The sequence below is a fragment of the Roseburia sp. OF03-24 genome, from assembly GCF_003463035.1.
GTDB lineage: Bacteria > Bacillota > Clostridia > Lachnospirales > Lachnospiraceae > Roseburia > Roseburia rectibacter.
Genome location: NZ_QSCK01000017.1, coordinates 1 through 19,013 on the forward strand (window position 1 = coordinate 1; position 19,013 = coordinate 19,013).

The 19,013-nt window shown below is 42.3% G+C and carries 16 protein-coding genes and 1 tRNA gene; 2 read left to right on the forward strand and 15 right to left on the reverse strand.

Annotation, left to right across the window (positions count from 1 at the left end; genetic code table 11):
• Positions 1 to 127 precede the first annotated feature (127 nt).
• Positions 128 to 316: a helix-turn-helix domain-containing protein gene (locus tag DXA60_RS19770; protein WP_117921107.1), complete on the forward strand. Its 189-nt coding sequence runs from the start codon at positions 128 to 130 to the stop codon at positions 314 to 316.
• Positions 317 to 525: 209 nt separating this feature from the next.
• On the opposite strand, the gene DXA60_RS18665 is transcribed toward DXA60_RS19770, so the two are convergent.
• From DXA60_RS18665 to DXA60_RS10030, 3 genes are all read right to left on the reverse strand, one after another.
• A complete protein-coding gene (locus DXA60_RS18665; protein ID WP_158570870.1) occupies positions 526 to 699 on the reverse strand; it encodes a hypothetical protein in 174 nt (57 codons plus the stop codon).
• Between the two features lie 275 nt (positions 700 to 974).
• A tRNA-Gln gene (locus tag DXA60_RS10025) sits at positions 975 to 1,046 on the reverse strand.
• A gap of 96 nt (positions 1,047 to 1,142) precedes the next feature.
• Positions 1,143 to 1,781 carry a YigZ family protein gene (locus DXA60_RS10030; RefSeq protein ID WP_117921109.1) on the reverse strand — a complete coding sequence of 213 codons (639 nt, stop codon included), beginning with the start codon at positions 1,779 to 1,781 and terminating at the stop codon, positions 1,143 to 1,145.
• A gap of 288 nt (positions 1,782 to 2,069) precedes the next feature.
• On the opposite strand from DXA60_RS10030, the gene DXA60_RS10035 reads away from it, so the two are divergent.
• Positions 2,070 to 4,838 (forward strand): transglycosylase domain-containing protein, encoded by a 2,769-nt coding sequence (locus DXA60_RS10035; RefSeq protein WP_243006836.1) that lies wholly within the window; start codon positions 2,070 to 2,072, stop codon positions 4,836 to 4,838.
• A gap of 171 nt (positions 4,839 to 5,009) precedes the next feature.
• Here the strand turns inward: DXA60_RS10035 and DXA60_RS10040 are convergent, their stop codons facing one another.
• The 12 genes from DXA60_RS10040 to uvrC form a co-directional block, all read right to left on the reverse strand.
• Entirely contained in the window at positions 5,010 to 6,206 is a 1,197-nt protein-coding gene (locus tag DXA60_RS10040; RefSeq protein ID WP_117921110.1) for an ammonium transporter, read from the reverse strand.
• A 236-nt stretch (positions 6,207 to 6,442) separates the two neighbouring features.
• Positions 6,443 to 6,781, reverse strand: a complete 339-nt coding sequence (locus DXA60_RS10050; protein WP_117921112.1) for a P-II family nitrogen regulator — start codon at positions 6,779 to 6,781, stop codon at positions 6,443 to 6,445.
• A 324-nt stretch (positions 6,782 to 7,105) separates the two neighbouring features.
• The gene (locus tag DXA60_RS10060; protein ID WP_117921114.1) at positions 7,106 to 9,226 is read right to left on the reverse strand and encodes a glutamine synthetase III family protein; all 2,121 of its coding nucleotides are present in this window, start codon (positions 9,224 to 9,226) and stop codon (positions 7,106 to 7,108) included.
• 387 nt (positions 9,227 to 9,613) lie between these two features.
• On the reverse strand, positions 9,614 to 10,480 hold the full coding sequence (gene fba / locus DXA60_RS10065) for a class II fructose-1,6-bisphosphate aldolase (RefSeq protein WP_006855227.1): 867 nt from the start codon (positions 10,478 to 10,480) through the stop codon (positions 9,614 to 9,616).
• 92 nt (positions 10,481 to 10,572) lie between these two features.
• The gene (locus DXA60_RS10070; RefSeq protein ID WP_117921115.1) at positions 10,573 to 11,475 is read right to left on the reverse strand and encodes a diacylglycerol/lipid kinase family protein; all 903 of its coding nucleotides are present in this window, start codon (positions 11,473 to 11,475) and stop codon (positions 10,573 to 10,575) included.
• Positions 11,476 to 11,496: 21 nt separating this feature from the next.
• The gene (locus DXA60_RS10075) at positions 11,497 to 11,748 is read right to left on the reverse strand and encodes an HPr family phosphocarrier protein (RefSeq protein ID WP_182384829.1); all 252 of its coding nucleotides are present in this window, start codon (positions 11,746 to 11,748) and stop codon (positions 11,497 to 11,499) included.
• A gap of 67 nt (positions 11,749 to 11,815) precedes the next feature.
• Positions 11,816 to 12,721: a DNA-binding protein WhiA gene (gene whiA, locus DXA60_RS10080; RefSeq protein ID WP_117921116.1), complete on the reverse strand. Its 906-nt coding sequence runs from the start codon at positions 12,719 to 12,721 to the stop codon at positions 11,816 to 11,818.
• 3 nt (positions 12,722 to 12,724) lie between these two features.
• Entirely contained in the window at positions 12,725 to 13,600 is an 876-nt protein-coding gene (gene rapZ, locus DXA60_RS10085) for an RNase adapter RapZ (RefSeq protein WP_117921117.1), read from the reverse strand.
• 131 nt (positions 13,601 to 13,731) lie between these two features.
• Entirely contained in the window at positions 13,732 to 14,640 is a 909-nt protein-coding gene (gene murB, locus DXA60_RS10090; protein WP_117921118.1) for a UDP-N-acetylmuramate dehydrogenase, read from the reverse strand.
• Positions 14,641 to 14,661: 21 nt separating this feature from the next.
• On the reverse strand, positions 14,662 to 16,062 hold the full coding sequence (locus DXA60_RS10095) for an aminopeptidase (RefSeq protein ID WP_117921119.1): 1,401 nt from the start codon (positions 16,060 to 16,062) through the stop codon (positions 14,662 to 14,664).
• 49 nt (positions 16,063 to 16,111) lie between these two features.
• Entirely contained in the window at positions 16,112 to 17,053 is a 942-nt protein-coding gene (hprK, locus tag DXA60_RS10100; RefSeq protein WP_117921120.1) for an HPr(Ser) kinase/phosphatase, read from the reverse strand.
• 71 nt (positions 17,054 to 17,124) lie between these two features.
• Positions 17,125 to 18,993, reverse strand: coding sequence for an excinuclease ABC subunit UvrC (gene uvrC / locus DXA60_RS10105; RefSeq protein WP_117921121.1), 1,869 nt, complete (start codon positions 18,991 to 18,993; stop codon positions 17,125 to 17,127).
• Positions 18,994 to 19,013 lie beyond the last annotated feature (20 nt).

Below are 19,013 nucleotides of genomic sequence, written 5' to 3' on the forward strand. Positions count from 1 at the left end.
ATGGTACAGTTATCAGTTCAGATACTGTTCCGTGAATAATTCAGGATTACTTATTTGTTTGCAAAAAATAAAAAATAATTTTCAAACATAAATGTAATACAATAATAAAGGAAGGATTTTTATAATCATGTTCAACAGCTACGATGGTTTAATAACCATTGATGATCTCTGCGACATGCTCGCAATTGGAAAAAATACTGCATACCATCTGTTAAACACCAATCAGATCCATGCATTTAGAATCGGAAGAATATGGAAAATTCCACGAGATGCGGTTTCAGAATATGTTTTAAGAAACAGCAGCCTGACTAAATAACACAGCTTCTCTTTCACGCTCTAGCGGTGCTGTTTACAACTAACTTCTTTTCCGCGAGATTGCACATCCTGCCCGGAGGGCTTTTTGATTCATGGGACGTATTTTCCTATGAATTAAAAATAACCCTGACAGCATCTTCATCACTGGCAGGGTTCACTTACAAAATTAATTTATGATATTGCAATTAACCTATTTAATTTCTAATAACATCATTTTTCATAAATCTTTACCCCGGTTTCTGCGATCTCATGGTCAATTTCCGTTCCCTTCTCCACGTGAGAAACATCAAAAACATCCATTTTCCTATCTAATGCCGCCCGCAATGCCTCAATCAATCCAACAAACTTTAAACCTTTTAGTCCACTGTCGACCAATAAATCCACATCACTTGATGCATTTGCGCTGCCCTTTCCATATCCCTCGCACCAGTAAAATCAATGTTTCCCGGCATTTTCGATTGACCTATGAATTGACCTATCCATTCAAATTTCCTCTTATTTTGCAGGAAATTGCCGTACTCCGTTCCTGCAGAGCATTTTCCCTTTGATCCCAGCTTTTGCTGATTCATCCAGACAAAAAAGCCTGGAAAGCCGCACAATTCTGCGTCTCTCCGGGCAAAAAAATAACCTCAGCAGTCTCACTGCTGAGGTCTTGTTAGCAGGGCTACAAGGATTCGAACCTTGAAATGACGGAGTCAGAGTCCGTTGCCTTACCGTTTGGCGATAGCCCTTTATCTTGTCTCTAGCGTTTCGCGCCGTCAACAATAGCTATTATATATGAGTATAATATTTTTGTCAACTGTTTTTTTGAAAAAAATTTTAAATTTTTAAAAAAGTTGCAATTTTTCTCCGACCATCGCATATAACACCATCTCTCCCCAGGAAAGATCAGCCTTTCCATTGGTTGCCTCGATAATTTCTTTCTCTGTCTGTTCCTGCATCCCGGATGGAACCATCAAAAGCAGCTCCACTTTTTCGGTATAAACGGTATCAATAAGTGTCAGCCCATTTTGTGCAATCAGATACTGTAATTTTCCAAGTCCGGTATAATCCGTCCCTACGGAAAGTCTGCGTCCTTCTTTTTTATCAATAATGACACTTGCTGCAAGTCCTTCCTGAACAGATTTCTGATATGCACGCACAAGTCCGCCCGTTCCAAGGAGCACTCCACCAAAATATCTCGTAACCACAACAGCCACATTGTGGATATCTTCTTTCAATAATACATCAAGCATCGGTCTGCCTGCTGTCTGTGCAGGTTCCCCATCATCTGAACAACGGCTCAACTCCTGTCTGTCTCCAATTACAAAAGCAGAACAGTTATGTCTGGCATCCCAGTATTTTTTTTTCATTTCTGCAATAAATGCGGTTGCTTCTTCTTCGGATGAGACAGGACGCACTGTTGCAATAAACCTTGATTTTTTTTCTATAATCTCTGCCTCTCCACCGGCATATACTGTTTTCATGCCTGTCCCTCCTGTCACTCATCTTTCAGACTGTTTTCTGTCATTTTAATGAATCAAATATTTCTATATATAAATAGGTAAATCAACCTCTCACATTCTTTGCGTGTTCCTATGGTATCATGTTTTTTTTCGAAATTCAATTCTTAAAAATAAATGAAGAAAGCCTGTATTTTCAGTTTTTCCTTTATTCTGACACGTTTCTTTGCTATAATATGATGATGGTTCGTTCTGACTATAAATAGTATTGTAATTTCATAGCTTATTTTTATTACAAAAAGGAGACCTAAAATGAATTATGGAAAGAAAAGTACGCAAAAGCGCGAAAAAGAACTGATTTCCAAAAGTACCATGATTCGCAAAAAATTTTACGTGATTTTTTGTAAGTCGCTGCTTATATGTGTATTTGCCTTCATGGTGATCGGAGTATGTTCCGGTGTTGGAATCATTCGGGGAATCATTGCCTCCGCTCCAACAATTGATGATATCGTCGCTACTCCTACCGGTTTCTTATCCACGGTTTTAGATGCAAACGGCAATCAGACTGCTACATTAGTGGCATCGGGATCTAACCGGCGTGCCGTTACGATTGATGAGATACCAAAAAATCTGCAGTATGCATTTGTTGCCATTGAAGACGAGCGTTTTTATGAGCACAATGGTATTGATGTAACAGGTATCATCCGTGCCGGAGTAAAAGGTGTTGCATCCGGTTTTCATTTTTCAGAAGGTGCCAGTACCATCACACAGCAGCTTTTGAAAAATACCGTCTTTACCAGTTGGACAAGCGAATCCTCCATGGCAGACAAATTCGAGCGAAAGTTTCAGGAGCAATACCTCGCCCTGCAGCTGGAAAAAGTAGTGGATAAAGACTGGATATTAGAAAATTATCTAAATGCAATCAACCTCGGACAAAATACTTTAGGTGTCGGTGTTGCCTCGGAACGTTATTTTGGCAAGGATGTTTCTGATCTTACCTTATCGGAATGTGCCGTTTTAGCAGCTATTACGCAGAATCCTTCCAAATACAACCCTATTACCAACCCACAGGAAAATGCCAAGCGCCGCATGAAAGTACTTAATAATATGAAAGATCAGGGTTATATTACCCAGGACGAATACGATGAAGCTGTTGCAGATAACGTTTATGACCGTATCCAGCTTGTCAACATCGAATCCGAAACCAACAGTATCAACTCATATTTTGTTGATGAACTGACTGATCAGGTCATTCAGGATCTGGTAGAACAGAAAGGTTACACTGAGACACAGGCTTACAAAGCACTTTATCAGGGTGGACTTACGATCTACTCCACACAGGATCCGGAAATTCAGGCGATCTGTGATGATGAAGTAAATAATCTGGACAATTACCCGACTGCTCCAAAAGTATCGTTTTCCTATCGTTTATCTGTTCGCTCTGCCGACGGTTCCATATCAAATTACAGTGAACAGACGATGCTTTCCTACTATCAGTCTTCAAACAAGAGCTTTACGATCAATTTTAACTCGGAAGAAGATGCTGCTGCTGCAATCGAGCAGTATAAAACTGACATCATGAAAGACGGTGATACGATCGTAAACGGAAGTGAAACAGTTACCTACACACTTCAGCCACAGGCAGCTCTTACGATCATCGATCAGAGCACCGGAAATGTCAAGGCTTTGGTCGGCGGCCGCGGAGACAAAACCGCCAACAAGACTTTAAACCGTGCAGCAGACACCACAAGGCAGCCTGGATCTACATTTAAGATCATTGCTGCATATGCACCGGCACTTGATGCCGGCGGTCTGACACTTGCATCTGTTCAGGACGATGCGCCATATAATTACGGCAGTGGACAAGGTGGTGCCGTCAACAACTATGATAATCGCTATCGCGGTTTCACAACACTGCGCGAAGCCATTACAGACTCTATCAATGTTGTTACCGTAAAAACCTTAGCACAAATCGGGCCGTCTCTCGGATATGATTATATCTGTGATTTTGGCATCACAACCGTCGGTTTAGATGAAAGTTCCAATGAAACCTTAGCACTCGGCGGTCTGACACATGGTGTTACCAACTTAGAGCTTACGGCTGCTTATGCAACGATTGCGAACAGTGGAACTTACATTAAGCCAAAATTCTACACCAAAATTTTAGATCATGATGGAAATGTATTGATCGATAATACCGAACCAATCTCCCATACTGTTTTAAAAGAAACAACTGCATGGCTTTTAACCGATGCCATGAAGGATGTTATGACTCAGGGAACCGGTACTCCGGCTTATTTCGGAAGTTCAATGGCACAGGCAGGTAAATCCGGTACAACAACCAAAAACCGCGATGCGCTTTTTGCCGGCTTTACACCATATTATACCTGTGTCGTATGGGGTGGATTTGACGATAACTCACCACAGTCCGGTGGTCAGACTACCTACCCGAAAAAGATCTGGAAAGCAGTTATGAGCCGTATCCATGAAAATCTGGAATATCAGGATTTCACAAAACCATCCGGTATCGTTACAGCTCAGGTCTGCAAGGAGTCCGGAAAACTGGCAATTGCCGGTGTCTGTGATGCAGATCCCCGCGGCAGCCGTGTATACACGGAATATTTTGCAGAGGGTACACAGCCTACGGAATATTGTGACCATCATATTGTTGCAAATATCTGTAACGCTTCCGGTCAGCTTGCCAGTGGTTACTGCCCGACAGATTCTATTTCCTCACGGGTATTCGTTATTGGCGGAACTGTCGGAACGGAAGATACTCCATATCTTCTGACGGATGATTTTAAGAATAATACCTGTACCCTGCACAATGAAGGCAACTCCACCTACCAGGGAACTTCCGCTTTCTCCGCGGTCCCTGGAGTAAATAATGATACTTCCGGGGGAACACAGGCTCCTGCCGATAATACGCAGCAGACACAACCACCTGCAGAAAATACCGGCAATGCTCCCGCAGATAACACCGGCGGCAATGCTTCTACAGATGGTTCCTCCGGCAATGATGCATCTAACAACACCAGCGGCGATGGTGGATGGAATATCGGAGATGCACCCATTCAGTAACTGAAAATATATTTTCATAATAAAGAATGCAGGCTTATCGTCGATTCGACAATGATTTCCCTGCACAAACAGCAAAAACCCCGAAGTCACCTTCGGGGTTTTCACTGTTGATGTATATACTAACTAAGGGGATTAGATTTCACCAATCTAATCAAATTAGATTAGTGCATATTAATGTAACTCTCTCGATACAAAATCCGGATAACCAGACTCTAATCCATGTTCTGTAGAATCAAGTCCTTCGATTTCTTCCTGTGCAGAAACACGAAGACCGATTGTTTTCTTTAAGACTGTAAATACGATTCCCATCGTAACGATCGTCCATCCTGCAATACAAAGGATACCAAGTAACTGGATCAGAAGATGATGTACACCACCACCGTAGAACAGACCATCTTTATAATCAAAAAGTCCTACTGCGATCGTTCCCCAGATACCATTGCAGCCATGAACTGCAACTGCACCAACCGGGTCATCTACTTTTAATTTATCCTCAACAAAGTATACTGCTACACAGACAAGCACACCTGCTACTGCGCCGATGACGAAAGAACCGATAACATCTACATTTGCACAGCCGGCAGTAACTGCTACAAGACCTGCAAGAGATCCGTTTAATGACATGGAAACATCCGGTTTGCCATTTCTGATCCATGTATAGATCATTGCTGTACAGGTTGCCACTGCAGGAGCAACTGTCGTTGTTGCAAAAATCTGTGATAACTGCATGGTGTCTGTTGCTGCTGCGCCGTTAAATCCATACCATCCAAACCAGAGAATGAATACGCCAAGTGCACCGATCAAAATATTATGTCCAAGAATTGGTCTTGGTTTTCCGTTTTTGTCATATTTTCCGATACGAGGTCCTAACATTGCTGCACCGATGAAAGCTGTGATACCACCTACCATATGGATACATGCAGAACCTGCAAAATCTGTAAATCCAAGATCAGTAAGCCATGGTGTTCCGCCCCATACCCAGTGAGCTTCGATCGGGTAAACACATAAGCTGATGATAAAACTGTAAATACAATATGTAATAAATTTGGTACGCTCTGCCATTGCGCCGGAAACGATCGTTGCTGCTGTTGCGCAGAATACCAGGTTAAATACAAATCCCGACCAGTCAGTCTCTCCAAAATGAGCAAATGGATTTAATCCCCAGCCAAAAAACTTACCATCACCACATAAGAGGTTATAACCCAACAGATAAAAAGCAACTGTGCCGATACAAAAATCCATCAGGTTCTTCATCGTAATATTACCAACATTCTTTGATCTGGTAAAACCAGCCTCAACCATAGCAAATCCACATTGCATAAAAAAAACTAACGCTGCACCCATAAGGTACCATACACTCATATCCATAATCAAATCCTCCTTGTTTTGCGGAGCAAAATGCGACTGCCTTTGCAAGAGCAGAGGATTTTCCTCCTTGTTTTCCGAAGAAATAAAAAAAGATAATCACGACACCAATCCACACTTGTGTCACAATTATCTCCTTTGATAATAATTTCTTCCTGATTCAATTTTTTTCATAATATTTTATTCCTGATCCGTTCCCTGATTTCGCAGATGACTCCTCATTTCATCCACAAAGCCTCTTACAGTGCGTCTACACCACGCTCACCTGTTCTGATACGGATCGCATCTTCTACCTCATACATAAAAATTTTACCATCACCGATATGACCGGTATTGATCTGCTCAACGATCTTGTCGATCAGCTTTGGAGCGACCTCATCTGCCACGACTGTCTCCACTTTTATTTTCGGTAACAGATTGACTGCATACTCTGCACCACGGTAATTTTTGATAATACCTTTCTGATTACCGTAACCCATGCTGTTTACAATATTAAGACCATTTACTTCTTCACTGTCAAGCAAAGCCTTAAGATCCTCTAATTTTTCAGGTTTGATAATAATCTCTAACTTCTTCATCCCAATCCTCCTTGTTTTGCGGAGCAAAATGCGACTGCCTTTGCAGGAGCAGAGGATTTTCCTCCTTGTTTTCCGAAGGAAAATGCGACTGCCTTTGCAGGAGCAGAGGATTTTCCTCCTTGTTTTCCGAAGGAAAATGCGAGCCCATTGGCGAGCAGAGTATTTTCCTCCTTGTTTTTCGAAGAAAAATGCGACTGCCTTTGCAGGAGCAGAGGATTTTTCTCCTTGTTTTGCAGATTTCTGCGGTAGTGGCAGCGATTTTTCTACTGCCACTTCCACACAAAATCTAATTTTTACATATCTGCCGTTATTGTCGGAAAATCTTTATACCTCGAATAACAGATCACCATAAGATGGCATTGGCCACATGGATTTGTCTACTAACATCTCAAGTTTATCAATCGGTGCTCTTAACTCATCCATTGCTGTCTTAACTTCATCTCTATAGTATACAGCCTGATCTCTGCCTTCTTCCATCTCTGCAGCTTTTTCCGTTACTACCTGTAATTTTGCCAGTGCCTTCTTGGAATCAGCCAGTAAAGAGGAAACCTGTGTCAGGATCTCTGTCTGTGCGCTGATATCTGCACCACATGCTGCTTTTACGGAAGTGATAGACTCCGCAAGTACGGTTGTGTATTTGATAACAGCCGGAATGATCTGCTTGGTTGCGATATCAATTGCAGCTCTTGCCTCGATGTTAATCTCTTTTGAGTATGTCTCATACTCGATTTCAACACGGGAGTCTAACTCTGCCTTTGTAAATACTTTGAATTTTTCAAATAATTTCACAGATTTCTCTGTATTTAATGCAGGGATCGCATCTACCATGGAACGGATATTTGGAAGTCCGCGTCTCTCAGCTTCTGCTACCCACTCATCGGAATAACCGTTTCCGTTGAATACGATTCTCTGATGCTCTGTTGCATATTCTTTGATCAGATCATGTACTGCCATATCAAAATCATCTGCTTTTTCAAGAACATCACATGCCTCTGAAAATGCCTCTGCAACGATTGTATTTAATACAACGTTCGGCTGAGCGATAGAATCCTGGGAACCTACCATACGGAATTCAAATTTATTACCGGTAAATGCAAACGGTGATGTTCTGTTACGGTCTGTCGCATCTTTCATAAAATCAGGAAGTGTCTTAACACCTGTCTCTAATTTCTGTCCAGCAAGACTGTGTGTAGCTTCGCCTGTGCTGATCAGCTGTGATAATACATCCTGAAGCTGCTCTCCTAAGTATACGGAAACGATTGCTGGCGGTGCCTCGTTTGCTCCTAATCTGTGGTCGTTTCCGACATCTGCTGCGGATTCTCTTAAAAGATCTGCATGTTTGTCAACTGCTTTTAAGATACAGGTAAGTACTAATAAGAACTGTACATTCTCGTGTGGTGTCTTACCTGGCTCTAACAGGTTGATTCCATCATCCGTTGTAATTGACCAGTTGTTATGTTTACCGGAACCATTGACTCCTGCAAATGGTTTTTCATGAAGCAGGCACTGTAAGCCATGACGTCCAGCTACTTTCTTTAAAGTTTCCATAATTAACTGGTTGTGGTCTACTGCGATATTTGCCTGTGCGTAGATTGGCGCTAACTCATGCTGTGCAGGAGCAACTTCATTGTGCTGTGTTTTTGCACTGACACCCAGTTTCCAGAGTTCCTCGTTTACATCCTTCATGAATGCTGCGATTCTCTCACGAATCGCACCGAAGTAATGATCGTCCATCTCCTGACCTTTTGGAGGCATTGCACCGAATAAAGTACGACCGGTAAAGATAAGGTCTTTTCTCTGTAAATATTTCTGTCTGTCTACGATAAAGTACTCCTGCTCCGGTCCAACAGAAGGAGTAACTCTCTTTGATGTCGTATTACCGAATAATCTTACAAGACGTAATGCCTGCTCATTGATAGCTTCCATAGAACGAAGAAGCGGTGTTTTCTGATCGAGTGCTTCTCCTGTGTAAGAACAGAAAGCTGTTGGGATACAAAGTGTTGCGCCTGCTGCATCCTGTCTTACGAATGCCGGTGAGGTACAATCCCAGGCTGTATATCCTCTTGCCTCGAATGTAGCTCTCAAACCACCGGATGGAAAAGAAGATGCATCCGGCTCACCTTTGATCAGCTCTTTACCGGAAAAGCTCATTAATACCTTGCCGTTCTCCATCGGTGCTGTGATGAATGAATCATGTTTCTCTGCTGTTACTCCGGTCAGTGGCTGGAACCAGTGAGTATAATGTGTTGCACCTTTTTCGATTGCCCATTCTTTCATCTCATGTGCAACAACATCTGCTGTTTCAAGGTCTAACTCGCGACCTTCCTGAATTACTTCCTTTAACTTCTTGTAAACTTTCTTTGGCAGGCGTTCCTGCATAACTGCATCATTGAATACGTTCTCGCCAAAAATCTCTGCTACATTTAAGTATCCTGTTTCGCTCATGTTCTACATCCTTTCTTCTTCACCGGTCTAATCCCCTGAGACTATTCCCTGCTTTTTTGAACAAATGTAAGAGATCTTAAACCCTCATTTCTTATTGTACCTTGAAAGTGGATGAATGTCAGTAAGAAATTTCTTCTATATGGCTTTTATAAAAAATTGTGCGACAATTTCTTATAAAAAAAGGGCATTCCAAGCTATTTGGAACGCCCTTGTTCATCTCTCACATTTGTTTTGTTGAATTTAAGATAATACTTTTCTCTCCAAAATGCAAGAGAAAAATTTCACTTTTTTATCATTTTGCTATATTGAACAATAAATTCATGTAAAGTCTGAAATCTTTGTTAAATATAACATTATGGAAAGTGGACTTCCGTCTGTGCGACAATATTATTCAGCTTTGCCAACAGAACCGAACAGTTCCATTTTCTCTTTTACAGTAGCTTTGATTGCTTCTGCACCCGGAGCTAATAATTTACGAGGATCAAATCCTTTACCCTCTAAATCTTTACCAGCTTCGATATATTTACGTGTAGCATCTGCGAAAGATAACTGGCACTCTGTGTTAACGTTGATCTTAGCTACTCCAAGGGAGATTGCTTTCTTGATCATGTCTTCCGGAATACCTGTACCTCCGTGAAGTACTAACGGCATCTGGCCTGTTAATTTCTGGATAGAATCAAGAGTCTCGAAGCTTAATCCTTTCCAGTTTGCCGGATATTTACCATGGATGTTACCGATACCTGCTGCAAGCATGTCCACGCCAAGATCTGCAACTCTCTTGCACTCTTCCGGATCAGCACATTCACCCATACCTACAACGCCATCTTCCTCCCCACCGATAGAACCAACTTCTGCCTCGATAGACATTCCCATTGCATGGGCAACGGATACGAGCTCTTTGGTTTTCTCAACGTTCTCATCGATTGGGTAATGAGATCCGTCGAACATGATGGATGTGAATCCTGCTTTGATACATTTATAGCATCCTTCGTAGGTACCATGATCTAAGTGTAATGCAACAGGAACTGTGATTCCTAACTCATCATGCATAGCTTTTACCATAGCTGCTACAGTACCGAAACCTGTCATATATTTTCCAGCGCCTTCAGAAACGCCTAAGATAACCGGGGATCTTAACTCCTCTGCTGTAAGCAGAACAGATTTTGTCCACTCCAGGTTATTAATGTTGAACTGACCAACTGCATAGTGACCAGCTTTTGCTTTGTCTAACATTTCTTTTGCAGATACTAACATGTCTTATTCCTCCATAAAATTAATATTTTTACCCTATGGGTATTATATATTACTTCTTTCAAAAAATAAAGTTAAATTTATAACAATCTTAATCATTTGTTTCCCGGAACCATAATATCAACAGCACGGCAGATATTTTTTACGACAACTTCTTCGTGTGCCCCGCCAAATTCGCCGTCTAACGTCCACGGAACTTCCTCTCTTACAAGGAACTTTACTTCATTAGATTTAAATGAATAAATCATATCTGTGTCATCCACAAGATTGATCAGAGATGCGATAATTTCGTTGAGTTCAATCGGATTGCGTGGTTTTTTGATCAGGGTAACCTCAAACACGCCATCGTCTAAGCGCACATCTTTTCCGGTCATTCCCTTAAATCCACCCACCGATGTGGAATTGCTGATCATTCCATAGATAAATTCATCCTGGATACGCACATTATTATACTCAACCTGCATGGTAAACGATGGGATATCATGCAGACTGCGCATTCCTTCCAGAATATATGCTGCATGTCCAAGTACATTTTTCCATTCCTGGCTTGTCTTATAAGAGACCTCCGTAAAAAGTCCGAAAGCTGCCACATAGACAAAATAATCATTGTTAAATGCACCGATATCACACGGAAATGCTCTTCCATTCACTGCTGCATCTGCTGCCTTTACCATATCCTTTGGAATTCCAAGTGAAGTTGCAAAATCATTGGTGCTTCCCGCCGGAATATATCCTAACGGTACAGTAAGTCCTTTATGCATGATACCACTTACCACTTCATCAAGCGTACCGTCTCCTCCGCTGCATACAACAAGATCATATTTTTCTGCATCTGTTTCCACTTTATGTATCGCATCTTCCGGTGCCTGTGTCGGATAAATTGTTACCTCATACCCTGCCTTCACCATGGTATCCACGATATCCATAAGCTGGTTTTTAATCTGCGCTTTTCCAGAAAATGGATTGAAAATAAATAATAGTGTTTTCTTTTCTTCCATAAGTTTCCTACACCTGTCCTGTTATTTTGTCAGAAATTCCTCGATTGCTGCGATTGCTTCCTGTTCATCCTCGCCCTCAGCATCGATCACAACTTCTTCACCATTTAAAAGAGCCATGTTCATCATTCCCATAATGCTTTTGACATTCACTCTCTTGTTGTCAGCAGATTCCATATAGATCCGGCTTGAAAACTGATTTGCCTTCTGCACTAAAAGTGCGATCGGTCTTGCTTCCATGTCGTTTTGCATATTTACCACTACACTCTTTTTCATGATATCCTCCATTCCTGTTTGCTCTGTTCTCAATTCTAAGAGCATGTCAAGTTCGTATGTGAAAATATTATTTTTCACACGGTTCTTTCCCACGCAGCTCATCTGCAATCTCACTGATCCTGCGCAGCCTGTGGTTCACTCCTGATTTTCCGACAGGCGGATCAAGGTAAGTTCCCAGTTCCTTAAGTGGTGTATCCGGGTACTCTAACCGCAGCAATGCCATTTCTTTTAAGTTTTCCGGCAGACTGTCTAAACCTGCATTCTGCTTAATATATTCAATATCGCCAAGCTGTTTTACTGCTGCTGTAACAGTTTTGCTGATATTTGCCGTCTCACAATTTACCTTGCGGTTAACGGAGTTTCTCATTTCTTTTAATATCCGCACATTCTCAAGATTCATCAATGCCACATGCGCTTCCATAATATTTAACATATCCACGATCTGCGCACCCTCTTTTAAATATACGACCTGATGTTTTTTTCGCACCACGATCTTTGCTTCCATATCAAAACTGTTGATCGTATCCTGAAGCTGTTTTGCCTGTTCGATACCTCTGCAGACAATTTCAAAATGGTAAGATTTATTCGGATCACTGATCGATCCACCCGCTAAAAATGCTCCCCGGATAAATGCCCGCCTGCAGCAGGTCTGCTGCAGCAAAATTCCATTTACCGTATCAGTGATCTGTGCCCCTCCAAAAGACTGGTTCCACATTTTGATCGTCTCAAGGACACGTTCGGCTGACAGTGTATCTATTTCCTCTATATTAATCTGGAACAACTGAGTCAGTAACAGTCCATATTTTTCCTGCAAAAGCGGATTTTCCGAATCTAACACATCACCTGCATCCCCGATCAGCCGCTGACGTTTTCCTTCAAAAGCAACCAGCGCTGCAAGTTCTGCGATCTGGCAATGTCTGCTCTTTCCACTCTGCTTTGCCAGCTCCTGTTTCACTTCACTTGAAAAAGACATTCTTTATTTTCCCCTTAAAGCATCTTTGCCAATATCCCGATGCTCGATTTTAAGTCCATAACCTTTTCTTCCCGACAAACGTTTGTATAATTCATTCGCCAGTGTAACAGACCGGTGTTTTCCCCCGGTACATCCGATGGAGATCACAAGCTGGTTCTTGCCCTCCGTAATGTAATTCGGGATCAGAAATTCCAGCATATCTTCGAGTTTGTCAAGAAAGACATTTGCCTCCTGAAACTGCATGACATAATCCTGAATTTCTTTATCATTTCCGGTCTTTGCCCGCAATCCCTCCACATAATATGGGTTTGGGAGAAAACGGACATCAAATACCAGATCGGAATCGACCGGTATTCCATATTTGAATCCAAACGACAGAATCGTGATAAATAAATTCTTATAATCCTGATTCTGTATAAATATTTTGTCCAACTCGGCTTTTAACTCTCTCGTCAAAAGCTGGCTTGTATCTATAATATAATCTGCACGCTCTTTTAAAAACGCCAGACGCTTTCTTTCCTCTTCAATTCCCTTATCCACACGCTCGCCGCCGGATAACGGATGGTTTCTTCTCGTTTCTTTATATCGTTTTACCAGGACAGAATCCTCGGCATCCAAAAACAGGATCTCATATTCAACGCCATTTTCTTTCATCCGGTCTAACACACTATGCAGCTCATCAAATGACTGACCGCTTCGTATATCAATGCCGACCGCAACTTTCTGTAATTCCGCACTCTGTAATGTTGTAAGTTCTACAAACTTTTCCAGTAGCGGAATAGGAAGATTATCAACGCAATAAAACCCTATATCTTCCATCATCTTTATCGCTGTACTTTTTCCTGCTCCCGACATTCCTGTTAAAATTACGAACTTCATCTTATTCTCCATTCTTGCGCTGCTTTTTGCGCATCTCAAGTTTGTGCGTAAGCACAAATCTTGCGTGTGAAAAATCTTATTTTTCACACTATTCTCCATTCCAGAGCGTTTCCCGCGCATCTAAAGCCTGTTTAAAATTCACCGGTCATCTTGACTTCCGGTTCTAACCTGACGTCAAACTTTTCTTCTACAATATCTGAAACATTCTGCATCAGGGTCCTTACATCCGCTGCCGTAGCATTTCCCCGGTTGATGACAAATCCACAGTGTTTTTCTGACACCTGCGCATCTCCCACCTGATAACCTCTTAACCCTGCATCCATGATGAGTTTTCCCGCAAAATATCCTTCCGGTCTTTTAAAAGTACTTCCTGCACTTGGAAACTCAAGCGGCTGTTTTTCCACCCTCTGTTTCTTTAACTCATCCATGCGGGCACGGATCTCTTTTTCCTCTCCATGCAAAAGTTTCATCTTTGCTTCTGTTACAATATAACCTTTTTTTAAAATACAGCTTGTCCGGTAGCCAAGTTCAAGTTCTTCTACCGTAAGTTTTTTCTCATTGCCATCTTTATCTAAGACGGTCACAGCGGTTAAGATATCCTTCATCTCACCGCCGTAAGCGCCCGCATTCATGACAACAGCACCACCGATGCTGCCCGGAATCCCGGCTGCAAATTCCATGCCGGTCAGACCATGCTCTGCCGCACAGTTTGCTGTCTTTGACAACAACATTCCTGCTCCCACAGTGATGCAGTCATCTTCCACACAAATCTCATCTTTTTTTGACAGCATCTCGATCACAGCACCTCTGATTCCACGGTCGCCCACTAAAAGATTGCTTCCGTTTCCGATGACCTGATACGGGATATCATACTCTCTGCACAGACGGATAACGGATGCCAGTTCTGCTCTCTTAGGCTGTATTAAAACATCTGCCGGACCACCCACACGGAATGTCGTATGTTTTTTCATCGGTTCATCCGTAAATATTCTGTTTTCTGCTGTGACTGCTTTAAGTTCTGTCAAAAACTGCTGATTCATGCTTTCCTCAATTCTATGGTTTTACGCTTCTTTTAAGAATGCAACATAACCGTTATATGCTTCATATAAGTCTACTTTGCTGATAAGTTCCCATGGAGCATGCATATTTAATACTGCAACACCACTGTCGATAACACTCATTCCGTAATTTGCCAGAATGTATGCGATCGTTCCGCCGCCTCCCTGGTCTACTTTTCCAAGCTCTGCTGTCTGGAATGATACATTATTATTATCCATGATATTTCTTAAATATCCGACATACTCTGCATTTGCATCATTTGAACCGGATTTTCCTCTTGCACCGGTATATTTATTAAATACAAGTCCTCTTCCAAAGTATGCTGCATTGCGTTTTGTCATAACAGACGGATAATTCGGATCAAATGCTGCGGACACATCGGATGAAAGTACTTTGGAATTTTTCAGGGCGCGTCTTAATTTTAATTCTGAATAATCCTCTGCTGCATTCATAACCTCTGCAACCGTATTTTCAAAGAAACGTGACTGCATGCCGCTTGCACCGACACTGCCGATCTCCTCTTTATCTACAAGCAGACAGACACTCGTGATCTCCGGTTTTTTCATTGCAAGCATTGCCATAAAGGACGGGTATGCACATACTCTGTCATCATGACCATATCCCATAATGATGCTACGGTCAAAACCGTAATCTCTTGCCTCTCCTGCCGGAACAACCTCGATCTCTGCTGATAAGAAATCTTCTTCCTCTATATCATATTCCTTTGCAAGGATCTTCATGATATTTGCTTTTACTTTTTCTTTTGCAGCTTCCTTGTCATCGCCTGTTTCCTCTGCAGGAATACTTCCAATGATAAGATCAAGGTTCTCTCCCTCGATCACCTTTGCAGCCTTTTTCTCAAGCTGCTCTCCTGATAAGTGAATTAAAAGATCGCTGACGCCAAATACCGGGTCACCAGGTTTATCTCCGACATTGACTTTCACAACAGTTCCGTCTTTTTTGACGATCACGCCGTGCAATGCAAGTGGAAGTGTTACCCACTGGTATTTTTTGATACCTCCATAATAATGGGTATCTAACATTGCAAAATCTGTATCCTCATATAACGGGTCCTGTTTTAAATCCATACGTGGGGAATCGATATGTGCTCCGAGAATGTTCATTCCTTCTTCCATGCTCTTCTTTCCGATCACAAACATGGCGATTCCTTTTCCCATGTTGTTTGCATATACACGGTCTCCGGCTTTTAATTTTGTTCCTTTTTCCAATACTTTATCCAGATTTACAAATCCAGCTTCCTCAGCTCTTTTTGCAAACTCTGTGGTACACTCACGCTCTGTTTTGCATTCCGAAATAAACTTTCTGTAATCTTCTGCAAACTGAAATACCTCTTTTCTTTTTTTGCCTTCCGGGTATTTCTCCCATGCGTTTTTTCTTTCCATGACTGATTATGCCTCCATTTATGCTATTCTTTTTAACTCCGGACTTTTATTATTCATCATCATCCGAAGATTTTTTGGTGAGATTCTCCTGCACACGACGGTAAAGCTCCTGTGCCGCATTGTATCCCATCTTTTTCTGTCTGTGGTTGACAGCCGCCGCCTCACAGATGACGGCAAGGTTACGTCCCGGACGGATCGGCAGGGAATGACACACTACCTTGTTGCCAAGGAACTCTGTATATTCTTCCTCTAAGCCGAGACGGTCATACTCATTTTCTTTCTTCCAGTCCTCTAACTTGATGACGAGGTCGATCTGCTGTTTTTCCTTTACACATTCTACACCAAACAGTGTCTTTACATCGATGATCCCGATACCGCGGAGTTCAATAAAATAACGTGTGATATCCGGTGATGTTCCGATCAGCGTGTGCTCATTGATCTTGCGGATCTCTACCACATCATCTGTTACAAGACGGTGTCCTCTCTTGATCAGCTCAAGGGCTGCTTCGCTCTTTCCGATACCGCTCTCGCCCATGATCAGAAGTCCCTCACCATAGACATCTACTAAAACTCCATGGATCGTGATACACGGTGCAAGCTGTTCATTCAGGCAGTAGATAAGTTCTGCCATAAACTCAGAAGTACTGCGTTTTGTGCCAAGCACCGGGATGTTCTTCTCCTCTGCAATCTTTAAGAATGATTCATCCGGCTGTAAATCCCTGCAGAAAATGACACAAGGGATATCATATCCCATAAATTCACGATAGATCTTTTCACGTTTTTTTTCATCTAACTGCTGCAGATATGTGTACTCTACAGTACCGATGATCTGAACCCTGGACTGTTCAAAATGTTTAAAATATCCACTGAGCTGTAATGCCGGTCTGTTCACATCACTGATCATAATGCGATGTCCCTTTAATTCCATATCCGGCAGAAAATTACATAAATCCATGATCTGTGCGATCTTTGCTACTCCAACGCCTTCCATATCCTTTGTCCTCTCCTAAGCATTTTTTCGTAACTATTCTGACGCCATTTTACCATAGACGCTAAAATTCTTCAACTTGAATACTCGTGGAAAAACTGATAAACCGCCTGCGCCGCCTGCTCGTTCATCGACTCTGTCTTTGCAAGTTCTTCCTCCGATGCCTCCCGGATTGCTTCAAGCGACTGAAAGCGGCGCATCAACGCTTTTCTCCGCGCAGGCCCGATTCCCGGAATATCGTCAAGCACAGAGTGTACCTGTTCTTTGCTTCGCAGGGATCTGTGATATTCGATCGCAAACCGGTGTGCCTCGTCCTGGATTCTTGTGATCAGTTTAAATCCCTCACTCGTCCGCTCGATCGGTATTTCCTTATTCTGATAGTATAACCCGCGGGTACGGTGATTATCATCTTTTACCATACCACAGACCGGAATATTTATCTTCAGCTCATCGAGTACTTTAAGCGCAATATTGACCTGCCCACGTCCGCCATCCATCATGATAAGGTCCGGAAATCTTGTAAAACTTCCATATTCTTCCGCTATTTCACGTTCAGCAAGATCTTTTTTCTCCTGCATGCCGTGCGTAAAACGTCTGGTCAGCACCTCATGCATCGACGCATAATCATCCGGTCCTGTGATCGTTTTTAACTTAAATTTACGGTAATCACTACGCTTTGGCTTTCCTTTCTCATAAACGATCATGGAACCAACTGTCTCAAAACCATTAATGTTTGAAATATCGTATGCCTCGACACGCGAAAGACCTTCCATCCCCAGAAGATGTTCGATTTCTTTCATTGCACCGATGGTTCTTCCCTCCTCGCGTTTGATTTTCTCACGATCCTGCGAAAGAACCAGTTCTGCATTTTTCTGTGCCAGCTCGACTAACTTCTCCTTCATGCCCTTCTGCGGAACACGGATATAAACCTTTGCACCACGTTTTTCACCCAGCCACTCAGCTAGGACCTCGTGATCCTCGATCTCCTCCGGCAGCATGATCTCTCTTGGGATAAACGGTGTCCCTGAATAAAACTGTTTTAAAAAGGTTGTTAAGATCTGGCTTTTGGTATCTTCTGTTCCGACTCTGACATAAAAATGATCCCTGCCGATCAGCTTTCCATCGCGGATGAAAAATACCTGAACCACTGCATCCCTGTCATCCGACGCAAGTGCGATGATATCTTTATCCTCTCCATCTGTATGCGTGATCTTCTGCTTCTGCGCGATCTGACGCACACTGCCTAAAAGTTCCCGGTATTCGATTGCCTTCTCAAACTCCAGATTTTCGGATGCCTCATTCATTTTCTGTTCTAATGATTTTAAGATCGGCGCATAATTTCCATTTAAAAATTCAACGGCAGCATCGACTCTTTCCCGATACTCTTCTTTACTGATATATCCCTGGCACGGCGCCTGACACTGGTGGATGTGATAGTTCAGACACGGACGCTCCTTGCCGATATCTCTTGGCAGAACACGGCTGCAGGTGCGGAGCTGGTAAAGTTTATTGATCAGTTCGATCGTATCCTTTACCGCCCCTGCACTGGTATATGGTCCAAAATATCTGGACTTATCTTTTTTCTGCTGACGTGAAAAAAGTACCCTTGGAAAATCCTCGCCAACCGTTACCCGGATATAGGGATATGTTTTATCATCACGCAGCATGGTATTGTATTTTGGACAATGCTCCTTGATCAGATTGCACTCTAAGACAAGTGCCTCTAATTCCGAGTCTGTAATAATATACTCGAAACGTGCGATCTGTTTTACCATCTGCGCCTTTTTGATCCCCTCATCATGACTCGGCTGAAAATACTGGTGTACTCTCTTTCGTAAGCTGACAGCCTTTCCAATATATATGATCGCATCGTGGCTGTCGTGCATAATATAAACTCCCGGCTGATCCGGGAGTTTTTTTAATTCTTCTGCGATGTTAAACATGAAACCTCATTCCTGCTCTG

Excerpts from the sequence above, each read along its gene's own strand:
- DXA60_RS19770 (WP_117921107.1), top strand. The coding sequence starts at position 128 with ATGTTCAACAGCTACGATGGTTTAATAACCATTGATGATCTCTGCGAC.
- DXA60_RS10030 (WP_117921109.1), bottom strand. The coding sequence starts at position 1,781 with ATGAAAACAGTATATGCCGGTGGAGAGGCAGAGATTATAGAAAAAAAA.
- DXA60_RS10035 (WP_243006836.1), top strand. The coding sequence starts at position 2,070 with ATGAATTATGGAAAGAAAAGTACGCAAAAGCGCGAAAAAGAACTGATT.
- DXA60_RS10040 (WP_117921110.1), bottom strand. The coding sequence starts at position 6,206 with ATGGATATGAGTGTATGGTACCTTATGGGTGCAGCGTTAGTTTTTTTT.
- DXA60_RS10050 (WP_117921112.1), bottom strand. The coding sequence starts at position 6,781 with ATGAAGAAGTTAGAGATTATTATCAAACCTGAAAAATTAGAGGATCTT.
- DXA60_RS10060 (WP_117921114.1), bottom strand. The coding sequence starts at position 9,226 with ATGAGCGAAACAGGATACTTAAATGTAGCAGAGATTTTTGGCGAGAAC.
- fba (WP_006855227.1), bottom strand. The coding sequence starts at position 10,480 with ATGTTAGTATCTGCAAAAGAAATGTTAGACAAAGCAAAAGCTGGTCAC.
- DXA60_RS10070 (WP_117921115.1), bottom strand. The coding sequence starts at position 11,475 with ATGGAAGAAAAGAAAACACTATTATTTATTTTCAATCCATTTTCTGGA.
- DXA60_RS10075 (WP_182384829.1), bottom strand. The coding sequence starts at position 11,748 with ATGAAAAAGAGTGTAGTGGTAAATATGCAAAACGACATGGAAGCAAGA.
- whiA (WP_117921116.1), bottom strand. The coding sequence starts at position 12,721 with ATGTCTTTTTCAAGTGAAGTGAAACAGGAGCTGGCAAAGCAGAGTGGA.
- rapZ (WP_117921117.1), bottom strand. The coding sequence starts at position 13,600 with ATGAAGTTCGTAATTTTAACAGGAATGTCGGGAGCAGGAAAAAGTACA.
- murB (WP_117921118.1), bottom strand. The coding sequence starts at position 14,640 with ATGAATCAGCAGTTTTTGACAGAACTTAAAGCAGTCACAGCAGAAAAC.
- DXA60_RS10095 (WP_117921119.1), bottom strand. The coding sequence starts at position 16,062 with ATGGAAAGAAAAAACGCATGGGAGAAATACCCGGAAGGCAAAAAAAGA.
- hprK (WP_117921120.1), bottom strand. The coding sequence starts at position 17,053 with ATGGAAGGCGTTGGAGTAGCAAAGATCGCACAGATCATGGATTTATGT.
- uvrC (WP_117921121.1), bottom strand. The coding sequence starts at position 18,993 with ATGTTTAACATCGCAGAAGAATTAAAAAAACTCCCGGATCAGCCGGGA.